We start from the raw sequence: 16,050 nt of genomic DNA, 5'->3' as shown, positions 1-16,050 counted from the left end.
TCTGGCGGCCAATAAAGCCAGAAACCGGGCGCTCAGATTCCCTCAGTTTGGGGGCGAGACGCGCAGAATGCGGCCGCTGTCGGTCGACAGATACAGATGGCCCCGGTTGTCTTCGGCAACCGCCCGAATGCGTTCGCCCAGGCCTTCAAGCAAGCGGTCTTCCTCGCCAATCTCACCCTGGGCATTTACTGCGATGTGATTAAGGTGCGTCAGCACCAGCGCACCGGCAAACAGATGACCCCGCCAGTCAGGAAACGCATCGCCCCGATACACCAGGAGGCTTCCAGGTGCGATTGACGGCACGTAGACTTTTACCGGGTCGACATAGCCAGGCAGTGATTCTGCTTCGCCCACATCGACCGGGCCCCAGTATTCCCGGCCATGGGAAACCACAGGCCAGCCATAGTTCTCTCCCGCCTCAATCACGTTGATCTCATCACCCCCGCGCGGACCATGCTCAATTTCCCAGAGCCGATTCCGCTCGAGATCATAGGCCAGGCCCTGAGGGTTTCGATGACCCAGGCTCCAGATTTCATCGGGAATATCGGCGTCATCGACGAAGGGATTGTCATCCGGCACCCGGCCATCCAGGTGCAGCCGCATTATGGATGAGGCATGGTTGCTGAAATCCTGCCCATTGTCCCTATCACCCCGGTCGCCCACACCAAAGTAGACGTAGCCCTCGTGGTCAAAGGTGACCCGGCTGCCGAAATGCTGGCCGGCGTTTGAAGCAGAATCGGTTACCAGCAGGTCTTCCCAGCCCGTTAGCTGGTCACTGTTTTCTGATAATACAGCCCGAGCCAGCGTCGTGGCTGCACCGCCGTCGACTGCCTTGCTGTAGGTAAAGTACAGCGTCCGGTCTGACCCGAATGAGGGACTGGCTTGCACGTCGAGCAGACCACCCTGGCCGCGGGTGGCGATATCGCCGGGCAGACCGCTGAGTTCTGAGCTTTCGCCGGATTCAGTATTCAGCAGCCAGAGCTGCCCTGCGCGGCCGGTAATGACCATTTCAGTATCGGAAATAAACGCCATACCCCAGGGCGTGCCGAAGCCAGTGGCGACTGCTTCAACCTGGTACTCGTGGCCCAGGCTGGAGCCCTCAGACAACGGTTCGGCCAGAATGGAGGAGGGCAGTAAGAGTAGACCCGATAGCAAAAGCATCGCTGATCGAGTCGTTGTGCTGGGTCGGCTCGCTCTGTTCATCGTTAGACTCCTGATGGTATTTCCTATTTTTCTGAATTTGGGATGTGGCTGTTAGCTAAGCACCGAGTGACGTCTGCCGGGCAGGCATCTCCGGGGAAGTCCGAGGCATGGATGCCGAAGTCTAGGCCCCAAGGACGGGTTTACGCCGACCCCGGAGATGCCTGCCCGACAGATGGCACGGATTACTGCACCCCATTAGACTCGGCCACTAAATTCTACGCAATCTGACTGTAGGCGGTTTCAGGGTATACTGCGCGGATGAATCGATTATTGATCCTGTTGATCCTTTTTGGCAGCCAGATTGGCCTGTCGGATTTCCTGTTATTGCCTGTGTATGCGGCGCGGTATGGGGAGCTGACCTTTCTGGCGCTTTACGCCATCTTTAAACTGGTGATCGTGCTACCGTTGCTTCATGCCGAGCTCGTGGCCGGCCGTCATTACCGCATTACGCCCTTTGAATGGGTGCAAACGGGTCGATTGGGCCCGCTGGCACCGGTTGTACTGAGTGCGCTGGTGCTGGCCGTTATCTGCGTGGTAGCGCTGACATTGCACAACGCCAGTTGGACACTCGCCATCGCCAGTGATGCCCTGCGTGGCGGCTTTGCTGACTTCGATGGGCTCGACCGCATACTTTACTGGTATGAACTGGGGGCCGACCAGGTGCACCTGTCGCGCTGGATCGTGCTGCAAGTGGGTATTCTCGCCGTGCTGGCCTGGTTTGCCTGGTATGGAATGGCCTTCGCATACGCCGTCGCGTTGCCGCTGTGCCTGTTGTTCATCATGATGCAAATTCCACAGTCCGGCGCTCTGTTCGATGCCTGGAGCTGGGGAGAAGTGACCGCCGAAGGCGTACAGCAGGCACTGAAGTACGCCCTGTTGTCATCGGTTGCCGGCTTCCTGGTCTGGTATCTGGTTGGCACACGGCTGCCACAAACCCTGCCCACCGGGTATTGGGTGCTCTCGGTACAGTTGTTTGATTTGTGGCTTGGTTTATCGATTGTCTCGGCCGTATTTCCGGGTCTGACTATTATTCCCGCTTCCAGCGGCGATGCTGGCCTGGTGCTGCAAGGATTGGTTGAACAAATCGCCCGAGGGGGTGACGGGGTCATCCAGTTACGGCTGTTCATGCTGGTGGCCGCCGTAATTGGCATGCTGAGCAGTGTGCCATTGCTGCTGTTGATCAGCCTCAGTGGCAGCGGCCAAACCCGGCGAGGAGGCCTGCTATTGGCCCTGCTGGCGGCAGCCCTGCTGGCACTGGTGCTGATGGTGTCGGTGCAAGTCGAATCAGCGCTGACCTGGCGTGGCCAGCCGTTTTCCGAATTGCTCAGCGGCTTCAGTTATTCGCTGGTGGTACCTCTGGTGGCTCTGATGATTTCGTGGGGGGTCGGCTGGCACTTACCACCCAATCAAGTGCTGAAACAGGTTAACCCCCGGGTTGGCGGACGTTATCTGGCCTGGCGTGCCTCACTCAAATTTGTGATCCCGACGGCGCTTGCGTTAACATTTACCCGCGATTCACTGGGGCTGAGTGGTGCCAGCCTGTCCGAGATTCTCGGTGTGATCGCACTGCTGGCGGTGCTGCTGCAGCTGGCCCGCTGGATACGCCGCCAGGCTATTTACCCGCTGGATTGACCGGCTCAGGTAGCCAACAATCCGGGTCGATGCCGCCTTACACACATTCACTTGCAGGTTTTCATGACCGACATTCACCGTTCTGCCCTGTTGCCGCATTCAGCGGAAACCCTCTATGACCTGATTAACGATGTCGCTTCTTATCCGGCGTTTCTCGACGGGGTGGTTGCTGCTGATGTGGTAGAGGCTTCAGAACATCATATGGTTGGGCGCATGGTGGTGCGCAAGGCGGGCATCGAACGGACGCTCATCACCCGGAACCGGCTGGAGCGGCCGCACCGCATTGAATTGAATTTGGAAAAAGGGCCGTTGAAGTCCCTGCACGGTGTCTGGACCATCAAGCCTTTGGGCGATGATGGTTGCCGGGTAACGCTGGATCTGAGCTTTGAGACCGATGGCCGGCTGGCAGCCTTTGCCTTTGGGCAAGTCTTCAGGCAGGTCGCAGACCGCATGGTGGACGCCTTCGTGCGCCGGGCGCAGCAACTCTACGGATAAGGGTACGTTTTCTGTATGGACATGATTAAAGTCGAAGTGGCCTACGCCACGCCGGAAAAACAACGCATTATCGAAGTGGATGTTCCGCTGGGCACGACGGTAGCCGAAGCCGTTCGGCAGAGTGGAATCGAGCGGGAGTTTCCCGAGCTATCGCTGGAAGGCATGCCAATGGGGGTGTTTGGTCGCAAGGTCCCCAAGCCAGATAGCGAAGAATTGCACGCAGGGGACCGGGTGGAGCTGTATCGCCCGTTGCTGATTGACCCCAAGCAGGCCCGGTTGAACCGGGCCGCCAAAGCTAAACAGGATGCCACTGGCGGCGACACATAGGGTATTACGGTGCGCCAGCGAGCCTCAGCTGCGGCTAATGCGTGCCACGCTACTGCCTTCGAATTCCACGGTTACTGTGCGGTATTCGCCCTCTTCATCCAGAATAGGGTACACCCAGCGATTCTGGGGGGCTTCGCCCGTCAGCATGGGCGTACCCAGCAGAAATTGCACCTGTTCGGCCGACATGCCTGGGGTAAGTTGCTGAAGCTGCTCTTCTTTAACAAAATTGCCTTGTTTGAGCTCTGGCTGGTACGGCGTTAGCAGGGTGCAGGCGCTCAGGGTAAGGCTCACCAGTGCGCCGGTGATCAGGGCGCGGGCAATTACCTTTGTTCTTTTCAGGTTCAAATCGTTATCATCCCATTCAATGGTTAAGACACAGTACAAAAAGACGATCAGCGGCATGGGTGCCAGCTGTTGAATGTTGCGCATGCAGCAGCGCCCGGCAGTGTATCACGCAAGATTACAGGAGACGACACAGTGACAACTCAAAACCAGGAACTGAAAAAAGTTGGCCTCAAAGTCACTTTGCCGAGGCTCAAAATCCTGCAAATGTTCGAAGGCAACCCCGACGGACACATGAGTGCCGAAGAGGTGTACAAAGCACTTCAGGACAGCGGCGAAGATGTCGGGCTGGCAACCGTATACCGGGTGCTGACTCAGTTTGAGTCGGCCGGGCTGGTGGCCAAGCACAATTTCGACGGTACCCACTCAGTGTATGAGCTGGCAAGCCCGGAGCACCACGACCATATGGTCAATGTTGATAATGGCGAGGTCATTGAATTCGTCGACGACATTATTGAACGGCGCCAGCACGAGATTGCAAAAGAGCATGGTCTGGAGCTTGTGGACCACAGTCTCATTCTGTACGTGCGCGCCAAAAAGGCCTGATACGGCTGTTTTAGCCCGGGTATTATAGTCTGAAACCTGCCCGGGGCGTGAACCCGTTCCCGTTCCTGTGGCCGGTAGTGACGTATACTTCTGGCTCGATCGATCCAAAATGGAGTGGGTAGTATGTCGGCAGTTGGAAGTATTGTTTACCGGTTTGGAAAGCGCTTTGGTACCAGCCAGCCTCTGGCTGACCGCGCAACTGGTGCCAGAAAGGGCACTGTCAGATTATCGCTGATATCAGGGCTGGTTGCTCTGGGTGCGCTGTTCAGCGTCGCCCCGGCCGCCATGGCGGATGTCAGTGAAGGCGACACCATGCCCGCATTCCGGTTGCCCACACTCGATGGCCGGATGCTCGACAGCACCGCGCTGCAGGGCCGCGTCGTATACATCGATTTCTGGGCGAGCTGGTGCACTACCTGCCGTAAATCCTTCCCGGAAATCAATGAATTGCATGAAGAGCTGCGCAGTCAGGGTGTTGTTTTCATCGGTATTAACACCGACGAGGATGTAGCATTGGCAGAGCGCTTCCTGCAAGGGACTCCGGTCGACTTCCTGATCCTGTCGGATAAAGACCAGCAAGTGGTCAGCGAATTCCGTCCTCAGGGGTTCCCGACGTCTTATGTCATTGATAAATCCGGCACGGTTCAGAAAGTAGAAGCCGGGTTTGCCGGCAAGGAAGAGACCTTGGCGTTCTTGCAGAGCCTGCTTTAAGGCTATTCCTGGATACTGTTGGGAGGCTATCTATGGCCCCCGGCAGAGTCCACTGCCAGTCACCGCAGGTTGCATAGCCTGTTCAAATTTCTTTTCCTGTATTCCTTTGGGTGTTCAATGTTGGCGCTGCTGGCGCATCAGCATTTCCTCTGCATGGGCCCGTGTCTGGGCTGTTATATCGATACCGCCCAGCATACGGGCAATCTCGTCAACTCGGCTTTCCTGCTGTATTGGCAAAATTCGGGTGCGGGTGATTTGGCCTTGCTGCTCTTTGCTGACCACGCAGTGGTTGTGTCCCTGGGCGGCGACCTGTGGCAGGTGAGTGACGCAAATCACCTGGCCGCGTTCGCCAACACTGCGCAGCATTAACCCCACTATTTCGGCCGTTGCGCCGCTGATGCCCACATCGACTTCGTCGAACACCAGAGTAGGAATGGTGCTGTGCTCGGCACAAATCACCTGAATCGCCAGGGAAATTCGCGATAGCTCACCACCGGAGGCGACTTTGCCTAGCGGACGTACGGGTTGCCCCGGGTTCATGCTGACCAGGAATTCAATCTGATCCAGGCCGTCGGGTGAGGCTTTATCGAGCTCAGTAAAGGCGACTTCGAAGCGGGCGCCGGGCATGGCGAGCTGGTGCAGTTTTTCCATGACATCATCGGCCATGCGTGTGGCGGCGGCCTGGCGTTGTGCGGAGAGCTCCCGGGCTTGTTGTTGATAGGTTTCAGCCAGGGTGTTGACTTCATCAGCCAGGTCATCGAGCCCGTCAACGGCCTCGGCCAGGGTGGCCAGTTCGGTTTCCAGCTCTTCGATCAGGCCGGGTAGGGCCTCGGAGCGCACCTGGTGCTTTCGCGCCAGGGTATGAATGCGATCGAGCCGCTCTTCGACCTGTTGTACCCGGCTTTCATCAACCTCGAAGCTGGCCAGGTAGTGGTCCAGGTCGTTAACGGCTTCCTGGCTTTGAATCAGTGCGCTGTCGAGCAGTTCCATCGCATTGCTTAGCGAGGGGTTGGTGTCGTTCAGATTACGTAATTGGTGCAGGGCCTGTTTTAGGCCATCGAGTGCGCCGGGCCCGTCGGTTTCCGGCTCGAGAAACTGACGCGCAGCATAGGCGCCACTGACCAGCGTCTCCGTTTGCCCGTAGCGACGAAACTCCAACTCCAGCGCTTCCACTTCACCGGCTTCGAGTGCCAGGGCGCTGAGCTCCTCGAACTGATAGTTCAGCAATTGCTGACGGGCGCTGTTGTCGTCAGCCTGGGCTTTTAGTTGATTGTAATGGCGCGCCTTGCCCTGCCAGCGAATCCAGGCATGACGCACGGCCTGGGCCTGGTCTGCCAGGCCAGCGTAGTCGTCCAGTAGGGTGCGATGGGTGTCTATGCGCAGCAACGACTGGTGGGCATGCTGGCTGTGAATGTCGATCAGCATTTCACCCAGGGCTTTCAGCTCTGTCAGGGGCACCGGTTGCCCATTGATGTAGGCACGTGACCGGCCTTCGGCCGAGACGGTACGTCGCAGGATACATTCCTCTCCCTGGTCGAGATCCCGTTCGGCAAGCCACTCGAGTGCAGACGCAATGCGCCCGACCTGAAAAGTGGCAGTGACCTCGGCCCGTTTTTCACCGTGCCGCACCACGCTGCTGTCGGCCCGTTCGCCCAGTGCCAGCGACAGCCCGTTAAGCAAGATGGACTTGCCCGCCCCGGTTTCTCCGGAAATGGCCGTCATGCCCTGTTTCCATTCCACCTCAATGTTGTCGGCGATGGCGATGTTGCGAATCAGCAGTGTGTGCAGCATAAGTAAGCGACCTGAGTTGCCTGAATACTGTGTTTTTGTACAGTAAAAATTTGGCAAGCTCAAGTGAATATTGCAGGGTCTGTGCGCTCGTCCGTATTACCAGGCGGACCAACTGGAGCAACTATTTGCCATCCCTGTTCCTTAAATCAGGCTGAATGTCCGTTTTTTTGGCCGAAAGAGACCGTTTTGTCGCGTTAAAGCGGTGTAACAGCCTTGAAATGCCCACTCACGGCCCAATTAAAGTCCGCCAGCTAGTTTCTTCCCGTTATCCGCTCCGGGTGCCGGAAGAGCCTCACTTTGAACACGGTCGTTTTTTGGAATAGAGAGTTGGATCAGTAAATGGCACACGAAGAGAAACCCGTAGAAGCACAGGAAACCGACGTCTCCCAGGATGAGACTCTGGTCGAAGACACCCAGGCAGCGCCCGAAGAGGCCGCAGGGGCAGCAACAGAACAGGACTTGGTGGCGGAGCTTGAGGCAGCCCGTGAAGAGGCTCAGCTCAATAAAGATCGCTACCTGCGTGCGGAAGCAGAAATGGTGAACGTGCGTCGGCGTGTTGAAAAGGACGTCGAGAATGCCCACAAGTATGGCCAGGAAAAACTGGTGCGGGAAATTCTGGACGTAGCCGACAATCTTGAGCGCACGCTGGCGGCTATCGAAACGGAAACAGCCGAAGTCAAACCGCTCAAAGAAGGTGTAGAGATGACGCTGAAGAGCCTGCTCGACAGCTTCGAGAAGTTCAGCATTACGGTCATCAACCCTGAAGGCGAGCCCTTTGATCCGCAAGTGCACCAGGCGATGAGCATGGTGGAAAACCCGGACATGGAGCCCAACACCGTGATGGCGGTTATGCAGAAAGGCTACGCCCTGCACGGGCGCCTGGTGCGTCCAGCCATGGTGATGGTCAGCAAAGGTGGCCCGTCCAAAAACAGCATTGACGAGACCGCTTGATTCTCACCATCCGCACCTTATTTAGGGCTGAAACAGCCTTTTTGGTTTAAAAAAGCGGATAAAAATACCCCTGCACAGTGTGGGGTCTTGAATTCAGCAAAGCGGCTCTCATATAGCCAGACAAGACGTTAACCGAACCGTTATCAGAACCGTTCAGCAAATTATGGAGTGTCAGTATCATGGGTAAAATCATTGGCATCGACCTGGGTACCACCAACTCGTGTGTAGCGATTTTGGAAGGTGACAAACCCAAGGTTATCGAAAACGCCGAGGGCGATCGTACAACGCCGTCTATCGTTGCCTTCACCGACGACGATGAAACACTGGTTGGTCAGCCGGCAAAGCGCCAGGCCGTTACCAACCCGAGCAACACCCTCTATGCGGTGAAGCGCCTGATCGGCCGTCGTTTCGAAGACGACGTCGTGCAAAAAGACATCGGCATGGTGCCGTACAAGATCGTTAAAGCCGATAACGGTGACGCCTGGGTTGAAGTAAAGGGCGACAAGAAGGCTCCGCCACAAATTTCAGCCGAAGTGCTGAAGAAGATGAAGAAAACCGCCGAAGAATACCTGGGCGAAAAAGTCACCGAAGCGGTCATCACCGTGCCGGCTTACTTTAACGATTCCCAGCGTCAGGCCACCAAAGACGCAGGCCGAATTGCTGGTCTGGAAGTCAAACGCATCATCAACGAGCCGACGGCTGCCGCCCTTGCCTATGGCATGGACAAGAAGCGTGGCGACAGCGTGGTGGCGGTCTATGACTTGGGTGGTGGTACTTTCGATATTTCAATCATCGAAATTGCCGAAGTCGATGGCGAGCACCAGTTTGAAGTGCTGGCCACCAACGGTGACACCTTCCTCGGTGGTGAAGACTTCGACCTGAAACTGATCAACTATCTGGCCGATTCGTTCAAGAAAGACTCTGGCATCGACCTGAAGGGCGACGCCCTGGCCATGCAGCGTCTGAAAGAAGCGGCCGAGAAAGCGAAGATTGAGCTGTCTTCCAGCCAGCAAACCGACGTGAACCTGCCGTACATCACGGCCGATGCGTCTGGTCCCAAGCACCTGAATGTCAAAGTGACCCGGGCCAAGCTGGAATCCTTGGTGGAAGAGTTGGTCGAGCGCTCACTCGAGCCCGTTCGCATGGCGCTAAAAGACGCTGACCATGAAATCGGCGACATTGACGACATCATCCTGGTCGGTGGTCAGACCCGGATGCCACTGGTTCAGAAGAAAGTGGCGGACTTTTTCGGAAAAGAACCGCGTAAAGACGTCAACCCGGATGAAGCCGTGGCCATCGGTGCTGCGATTCAGGGCGCCGTGCTGTCTGGCGACGTGAAAGACGTGCTGCTGCTCGACGTAACCCCGCTGACGCTGGGTATCGAGACCATGGGTGGCGTCATGACGCCGCTGATCGAGAAGAACACCACTATTCCGACCAAGAAGAGCCAGGTGTTCTCTACGGCCGACGACAACCAGGCCGCTGTGACTATTCATGTGGTTCAGGGTGAACGTAAAGTGGCGGCGCAGAACAAGTCACTGGGTCGGTTCGACCTGGCCGACATTCCGCCGGCACCGCGCGGCATGCCGCAAATTGAAGTCAGCTTCGACCTCGATGCCAACGGCATTCTGAACGTGTCTGCCAAAGACAAGGGCACTGGTAAAGAGCAGTCGATTGTTATCAAGGCTAACTCTGGCCTGAGTGATGATGAAATCGACAAGATGGTCAAGGATGCCGAAGCGCACGCCGATGAAGACCGCAAGTTCGAAGAGCTGGCCCAGGTTCGCAATACGGCTGACGCGTTGGTGCACTCGACTCAGAAGACACTGAAAGAGCATGGCGACAAGGCAACCGACGAAGAGAAGCAGGCCATTGAGACGGCCATTCAGGACGTTGAGGAAGCTCTGAAAACTGATGACGTCGAAGCGATTAACGCCAAGGTCGAAGCGCTGACTCAAGCATCTTCTGCACTGGCTCAGAAGATCTACGCTGACCAGAGCAGTGACGCCGGTGCCGAGCAAGCCGAAGGCACAGCCGACAGCACGGCTGACGATGCCGTCGATGCCGAGTTCGAAGAAGTAAAAGACAACAAGTAAGCACATTGCTTGAGTAAAACCAAAGGTGACACCCCGGAAGGGGTGTTGCCTTTGTCTGGTTTTTAGCTATTGGCTTTTTGGGGTAGCCATACAGCTGCGGCTAGCTGGTGCCAGGATCAAAACCAACAGCTAAAAACCATCAGCCCAACCGCCCATTATAAAAGGTTAACTGTACTCCCATGTCCAAACGAGACTATTACGACGTACTCGGTGTAGAACGCGGTGCGGACGAAAAAGACATCAAAAAAGCGTATCGCCGCATGGCCATGAAGTATCATCCGGACCGTAACCCGGATGACAAAGACGCCGAAACCAAGTTCAAAGAATTGTCCGAGGCTTATGAAGTGCTGGCCGATTCGCAGAAGCGAGCGGCTTACGATCAGTTTGGTCACGCCGGTGTTGATGGCCAAAGCGGCTTTGGCGGCGGCCAGGGCGGCGGTCATGGCAGCTTCAGTGACATTTTTGGCGATGTGTTTGGTGATATTTTCGGAGGCGGCGGTGGCCGTGGCCGGTCCAGCGTGCAGCGCGGTTCAGACCTGAAATACAACCTGGAAATGTCGCTGGAAGACGCGGTTCGCGGTACCGAGAAGACCATCAAGGTGCCTACACTGGTCGCTTGTGATATCTGCGACGGCAGCGGCGCCAAAAAAGGTACCAAACCGACTACCTGCAGCACCTGCGGCGGTATCGGCCAGGTGCGGATGCAGCAGGGTTTCTTTGCGGTGCAGCAAACCTGCCCGACCTGTTCCGGTACCGGTCATATGATTACCGACCCCTGCAACAGCTGTTATGGCCGGGGTGTGAAAGAAGAAACCAAGACACTGAATGTGAAGATTCCAGCAGGTGTGGATACCGGTGACCGTATTCGCCTGTCTGGCAAAGGTGAAGCTGGACGCAACGGTGGCCCGGCCGGTGACCTTTATGTTGAAGTTCATGTTAAGAAACACGCCATATTCGAACGCGATGGCGCCAATTTGCACTGCGAAGTACCGATCAGCTTCGCCGAGGCAGCCCTGGGAGGCGAGCTGGAAGTGCCGACGCTGGAAGGCCGGGTAAAACTCAAGATTCCCGCAGAAACCCAGACTGGCCGTTTGTTCCGCCTGCGTGGCAAGGGTGTTACCCCGGTTCGGGGCGGCGGCATCGGTGACTTGCTGTGTCGCGTGGTGGTGGAAACCCCGGTAAACCTGACCAGCAAGCAAAAAGAGCTGCTTCGTGAGCTGCAGGACGGCATGGGCAGCAACAAGCACTCACCTCGCTCCAACGGCTGGTTCGACGGTGTTAAAAAGTTCTTTGAAGAGCTTTGAGTTACCCGGCTCGGGCCATCTTAGGTGCCACATATTCGTGCTGGCCACCGGGTGAGCTTATCCGGGGTCGGGCGGGATGCCGCCCACTCAATCCGTCCATGGAGCCTAGGCCGCAGCATCCATGCTGCGGGCTCCCCCTGATAAGCTCACCCGGCAGCCAGCACTTGGTGTTGTGGTAACCTTCAGAATTAAAGACCAATTGATACATTACAATGCTGACCTGATGGGCTCTGGTTTGTAGTCTGCTTATTGCCCAAAAATAAGAGGCCTCTTTATGGTAAACATCGCAATAACCGGCGCTTCCGGTCGAATGGGCCGGGCCCTGCTTCAAGCGGTTCACTCAACCGAAGGGATGGCGCTCACAGGTGCCACGGTTGCACCGGGCTCAAGCTTGATCGGTTCTGACGCTGGCGAACTGGCTGGTCTGGGCAAGCTGGGCGTTGTGTTAACCGATGACGCTAAAACGGCCTTCCAAGACGCGGAGATCGTGATCGACTTCACAACGCCAGAGGCAACGCTCGCGCATCTCGGTCAAATCAAGGGTACTGACAAGCGCATTGTCATTGGTACTACCGGGTTTACAGAGTCTCAACTCAACCAGTTGAAACAGGCGTCTGAAGCCATCCCTGTCGTTTTTGCAGCCAATTACAGCGTCGGGGTGACCTTATCGTTGCAGTTGCTCCGCCTCGCCGCACGGGTGATGGGTGATTCGAGCGATATTGAGATTATTGAGGCGCACCATCGCCATAAGGTTGATGCTCCGAGCGGCACGGCTTTGCGCATGGGTGAGGCGGTGGCGGAAACACTGGGACGTGACCTCTCCAAATGCGCTGTATACGGCCGTGAGGGCCAGGAAGGACCCCGGGCAGACGACACCATTGGTTTCGCCACGGTAAGGGCGGGCGACATTGTGGGGGAGCACACAGTGCTGTTTGCCAGTGAGGGCGAACGCCTGGAGATCACCCACAAAGCCAGCAGTCGCCAAACCTTTTCAAGGGGCGCCGTGCGCGCTGCACAGTGGCTAAAAACCCAGCCTGCCGGCTTGTATGATATGGAAGCCGTTCTCGGGCTGTAACCGGGCCCCGCTCCGCTATTTGCATAGCCCGGCAGGTATTGAGTTCACCGGCCGGTGGCCGGATAGACGCCGACCAATCCCTTTCTGTGGCGTAAGGGCCTCCCGGGGAGCGTATTTTGAGTACTTATTGCGTGCCCCTTAAGCCCCATGTTAGGCAAATCGACGCTGTTCGGAGTATGCGTTTGGTCGTGTGCCTGGCTGGGTGGAGAGAAAATTGTGGCGATATATACATTTGTGGCAGCATTTTTTTTCACAGATCAATTGCTGAATAACCCGCCATTGTTTGTCTTACCTATGCTGGGCAGAAAGACATTCTCAATGTGCCGCGAGGCTTGCATGTCAATTGTTAGCGGATGTGAGTATTAGTCGCTGCCAGCGGGTGGGTGCTGCTGGCTAGGTTGTCCCGGAAGCCAACCTATTGATATTTCTCGCTACTTCTTTGAATTTAAAGAATTTTTTTTATCAGTGCCCTTAGGTATGGCGCACTGTGGCTCGCCTGATTTCGATCACTGAACGTCTTAAGACTGGGCGTACATGCCCGGTATCGATTTCAACCCCTGTCAAAAAAATCCCGCAATGTCGGCCAAGCCGCTCACCATGGGCATCGCCCGGTTGTTCAAAGAATCACCAAAGCGTCAAAAAAACGCAAAAAAATGGGTTGACCGATAATCGTGCCTCTGGTTTGATAGGTCGTGGACGTTGATTGAGGCATTCTCGATCAATCCTGGACAAGGGGAGCAAAGACGCTCGCGTAACAAACGCAGTCGACCAATAACAATCTCCCGGTCAGGTGTGCTGACTTACCCCGGTAACAACGCACAAGCAGTCGGATCGGCCAGTCAGGTCAATTATGAGACCGTTATTGGGGACGTCGCTTTTGATACATGTCACCTTTTGTTCAGTAACGTTTTGACTCTGCAACGTGGTTGTAATATACATGCTGCAGGATATAACAAAATAATGGTTGTCGATTGACGTAGGTGTTGTGATTCGTTATTGGTTACCCAATCGGTAGCGTACCGACACTGAAACAACGATGGCTCATCGAGAAGTCTGGTCACCAAACCAGTTGAAATAAAAAAAGGGGAATCTTGAATGAAAGCGATTAAAATTGCTTCTGGCGTTGCGGTATCCGCATTGGCTCTGGCTATTTCTGCCCAGGCAAACGCTGCTGCTCACGAAGGTATGGCTACTGAAACCGAATGGAGCTTCACTGGCTCTATGGAGTTTCTGACCGTTGTCGATATGGCTGCTGGTGCAGTTAACCGTGACGGCGATGCTACCGATACTGTAATTGACGTTGAACTGGACGAAGAAGACGATTTCGATGAAGGCGCCGCTGGCGACGCTTGGGGTCTGGAAACGACTCTGTCTGTTGTTCACGGTCCTTTCTCCGGTGGTTTCATCCTGACTGGTGATGACGAGTCTGACGTTTCTGTTGAACTGGACGACCTGGTTGTAACCGACGGTGCTATCTCTTTCGGTCAAACCGGAAGCCTGGTTGACGAGACTCACGAATACGCATACGACATGGACGACTCTGGCGACAGCGCTGCTGCCCGCTCTGAAGGCCGTGACGTTGGCGCTGCTCTGCGTTACACCATGGAAGGCCTGAAAGTTCAGGTTGAAGGTTCTAACCGTAAAGACGCCTCTGGTGATGGCGTTGTAACCGGTATCGACGCTACTGGCGCAAATGGCACCGATAGCTCTGATTTCGGTGTTGCAGCACAGTACATGGGCGAAGCCGATGCGCTGAGCTACGTTGCTGAAGCCCAGTTCCGTACGTCAAGCCTGGGCGGTGATGACGACAGCCCATACACCTACTTCGGTGTTGGCGCGACTTACACCATGGACATCGTTACAGCCAAGTTTGGTCTGAACCAGTACTCTGTAACTACCAGTGCTGACGCACATGACGACGCAATTCTGGAATACGGTTTTGAACTGACCGCTACTCCGATTGATGCCTTGTCTGTATACCTGAAAGGTCAGGACCTGGACAGCGGCGACGTCGTTACTGAAGAAGCCATGAAGCTGTTGGCCGGTGCTGCTTATACTGTAGACACACTGACCTTCACTGGTGAGTACCTGTTCACCGACGCTGAAGAAGTTGGCGATGAGATCTTTGCTGAAGTTGCTTATGCAAGTGGCATGATCGGTGCCTACGGCTCTGTAACTCTGGCTAACATCGATGCTGAGACTGGCGATGCGCCTTTGATCGAAGCTGGCGTTTCCTACACTCAGGAAAACGGTGTTAAGTATGCAGCTGACTACGATCTGCGCGCTGAAGAAACAGACGCAACGATCAACCAAGCGGAAATCAACCGCTTCCGTCTGACCGCTGCTTACGCGTTCTAATTCAGATTCCTCTGAATGATGAAGTAGAGCCACCCTTCGGGGTGGCTTTTTTTATGGGAGCCAATAAAAGGCGTTGAACATAGAAGGACGTAAGACATTAAAAGACGTGGTACAGGAAAGGACGTAAAACAGGAAAAGACGCAGAATGTGAAAAGACGATTGACATGAAGTGATAAAAAATCACTACACTGGCTCACAGCTCACAGCTCACAGCTCACAGCTCACAGCTCACAGCTCACAGCTCACAGCTCACAGCTCACAGCTTCAAACCCCCAAAACCTCTGCGCCAATCCGTTCCCGAAACCACCCCAAAGCTTTCCCGGTTACACCGGTTCGCCAGGCAATGACAGCCTCTGATGGTGGATTCGTTTCATTCAGCTTCACTTGCACCAGGGCGCCACTGTCCAGTTCCGCCTGAATGCGGTGGCGAGGCAGATAGCCGACGCCGAGGCCAGCCAGTTGCGCTTCGATTTTATCGCGCATGGTAGGTACGGTGATCAGTTTGTTTTGTCGCGTCCAGCCGATGGTGCGCGGTGCCATAAGCTTACTGGAATCCCGCACGACGATGGTTGGGTAGGCTTCAATTTGTTCGTGGGTCCAATCGCAGGCATTACTGGCCAGAGGGTGATTCTTCGCGACAGCGAACACCATGCTCATTTCACCAAATCGGCTGGTCTCGTAGCCGTCGATTTTGGGGTCCAGTAAGTCGGTCGACAGGATCAGATCGGCGTCGCCGTTGATCAGCATTTCCCAGGTTCCAGAGAGTGATCCGTGAACCAGATGCACCTTGATGTAGGGGTGCTCTTCGTTGAATTCATGCACCAGTGGGTAAAGTCGCGCCGGTTCAAAGACGGTATCAACACCGATGCGCAGCTCGGGTTCCCAACCGCTGGCGATTTTTTTGGCTGAGCTGGCGAGATTGTCGATATCGCGCAGGATGCCGCGGCCTTCTTCCAGGATCAGCCGGGCTGCAGGTGTCATTTTCGCGCGGTGACCGCTGCGGTCGAACAGGTCTATGCCGAGGTCCTGTTCAACCTTTTGCACGGTGTACGTCAGTGCGGAAGGCACTTTATGCAAGGCTTCGGCGGCGGCGGCAAAGCTGCCACGCTGGTCGATGGCATCCAATGCGCGGAGCAGGTCCAGTGACAGGGGGTTGTGGGCCATAAAGGTTCAGTTTTTTTGAAATGTAGAGGCAATATATTCCGCTTACGGGCCACCC

General features: G+C 55.7%; 14 protein-coding genes. 10 read left to right on the top strand and 4 right to left on the bottom strand.

The window, feature by feature from the left end; genetic code table 11:
* Positions 1–42: 42 nt before the first annotated feature.
* Positions 43–1,203, bottom strand: a complete 1,161-nt coding sequence (locus tag EP166_RS09630; protein ID WP_220432537.1) for a PQQ-dependent sugar dehydrogenase — start codon at positions 1,201–1,203, stop codon at positions 43–45.
* A 258-nt stretch (positions 1,204–1,461) separates the two neighbouring features.
* Between EP166_RS09630 and EP166_RS09625 the strand changes: the two genes are divergently transcribed.
* The 3 genes from EP166_RS09625 (at position 1,462) to EP166_RS09615 (ending at position 3,657) form a co-directional block, all read left to right on the top strand.
* Entirely contained in the window at positions 1,462–2,835 is a 1,374-nt protein-coding gene (locus tag EP166_RS09625; protein ID WP_127556602.1) for a hypothetical protein, read from the top strand.
* A gap of 63 nt (positions 2,836–2,898) precedes the next feature.
* Positions 2,899–3,330: a type II toxin-antitoxin system RatA family toxin gene (locus EP166_RS09620; RefSeq protein ID WP_127556601.1), complete on the top strand. Its 432-nt coding sequence runs from the start codon at positions 2,899–2,901 to the stop codon at positions 3,328–3,330.
* 15 nt (positions 3,331–3,345) lie between these two features.
* On the top strand, positions 3,346–3,657 hold the full coding sequence (locus EP166_RS09615; protein ID WP_127556600.1) for an RnfH family protein: 312 nt from the start codon (positions 3,346–3,348) through the stop codon (positions 3,655–3,657).
* A 24-nt stretch (positions 3,658–3,681) separates the two neighbouring features.
* On the opposite strand, the gene EP166_RS09610 is transcribed toward EP166_RS09615, so the two are convergent.
* Positions 3,682–4,086, bottom strand: coding sequence for an outer membrane protein assembly factor BamE (locus tag EP166_RS09610; RefSeq protein ID WP_127556599.1), 405 nt, complete (start codon positions 4,084–4,086; stop codon positions 3,682–3,684).
* A gap of 48 nt (positions 4,087–4,134) precedes the next feature.
* Between EP166_RS09610 and fur the strand changes: the two genes are divergently transcribed.
* Together fur and EP166_RS09600 are read left to right on the top strand one after the other, a co-directional pair.
* Positions 4,135–4,545, top strand: coding sequence for a ferric iron uptake transcriptional regulator (gene fur / locus EP166_RS09605; RefSeq protein ID WP_127556598.1), 411 nt, complete (start codon positions 4,135–4,137; stop codon positions 4,543–4,545).
* A gap of 123 nt (positions 4,546–4,668) precedes the next feature.
* The gene (locus tag EP166_RS09600) at positions 4,669–5,256 is read left to right on the top strand and encodes a TlpA family protein disulfide reductase (RefSeq protein WP_127556597.1); all 588 of its coding nucleotides are present in this window, start codon (positions 4,669–4,671) and stop codon (positions 5,254–5,256) included.
* 114 nt (positions 5,257–5,370) lie between these two features.
* On the opposite strand, the gene recN is transcribed toward EP166_RS09600, so the two are convergent.
* Positions 5,371–7,047: a DNA repair protein RecN gene (recN, locus tag EP166_RS09595; protein WP_127556596.1), complete on the bottom strand. Its 1,677-nt coding sequence runs from the start codon at positions 7,045–7,047 to the stop codon at positions 5,371–5,373.
* 339 nt (positions 7,048–7,386) lie between these two features.
* Between recN and grpE the strand changes: the two genes are divergently transcribed.
* The 5 genes from grpE to EP166_RS09570 all read left to right on the top strand — a co-directional run bounded on the left by grpE (position 7,387) and on the right by EP166_RS09570 (position 14,831).
* A complete protein-coding gene (gene grpE, locus EP166_RS09590) occupies positions 7,387–7,998 on the top strand; it encodes a nucleotide exchange factor GrpE (protein ID WP_127556595.1) in 612 nt (203 codons plus the stop codon).
* 179 nt (positions 7,999–8,177) lie between these two features.
* On the top strand, positions 8,178–10,094 hold the full coding sequence (gene dnaK, locus EP166_RS09585; protein ID WP_127556594.1) for a molecular chaperone DnaK: 1,917 nt from the start codon (positions 8,178–8,180) through the stop codon (positions 10,092–10,094).
* Positions 10,095–10,273: 179 nt separating this feature from the next.
* Positions 10,274–11,398 carry a molecular chaperone DnaJ gene (gene dnaJ, locus EP166_RS09580; RefSeq protein ID WP_127556593.1) on the top strand — a complete coding sequence of 375 codons (1,125 nt, stop codon included), beginning with the start codon at positions 10,274–10,276 and terminating at the stop codon, positions 11,396–11,398.
* Between the two features lie 274 nt (positions 11,399–11,672).
* Positions 11,673–12,473: a 4-hydroxy-tetrahydrodipicolinate reductase gene (gene dapB / locus EP166_RS09575; protein ID WP_127556592.1), complete on the top strand. Its 801-nt coding sequence runs from the start codon at positions 11,673–11,675 to the stop codon at positions 12,471–12,473.
* 1,095 nt (positions 12,474–13,568) lie between these two features.
* Positions 13,569–14,831, top strand: coding sequence for a hypothetical protein (locus tag EP166_RS09570; RefSeq protein ID WP_127556591.1), 1,263 nt, complete (start codon positions 13,569–13,571; stop codon positions 14,829–14,831).
* Between the two features lie 264 nt (positions 14,832–15,095).
* Here EP166_RS09570 and EP166_RS09565 read toward each other — a convergent pair whose 3' ends face one another.
* On the bottom strand, positions 15,096–15,995 hold the full coding sequence (locus tag EP166_RS09565; RefSeq protein ID WP_127556590.1) for a LysR family transcriptional regulator: 900 nt from the start codon (positions 15,993–15,995) through the stop codon (positions 15,096–15,098).
* Between the last annotated feature and the right edge of the window lie 55 nt (positions 15,996–16,050).

The sequence above is a fragment of the Saccharospirillum alexandrii genome (assembly GCF_004000275.1).
Lineage (GTDB): Bacteria > Pseudomonadota > Gammaproteobacteria > Pseudomonadales > Natronospirillaceae > Saccharospirillum > Saccharospirillum alexandrii.
Note: the sequence above shows the minus strand (reverse complement) of the source record. Positions and strands in the feature narration are given on the sequence as shown.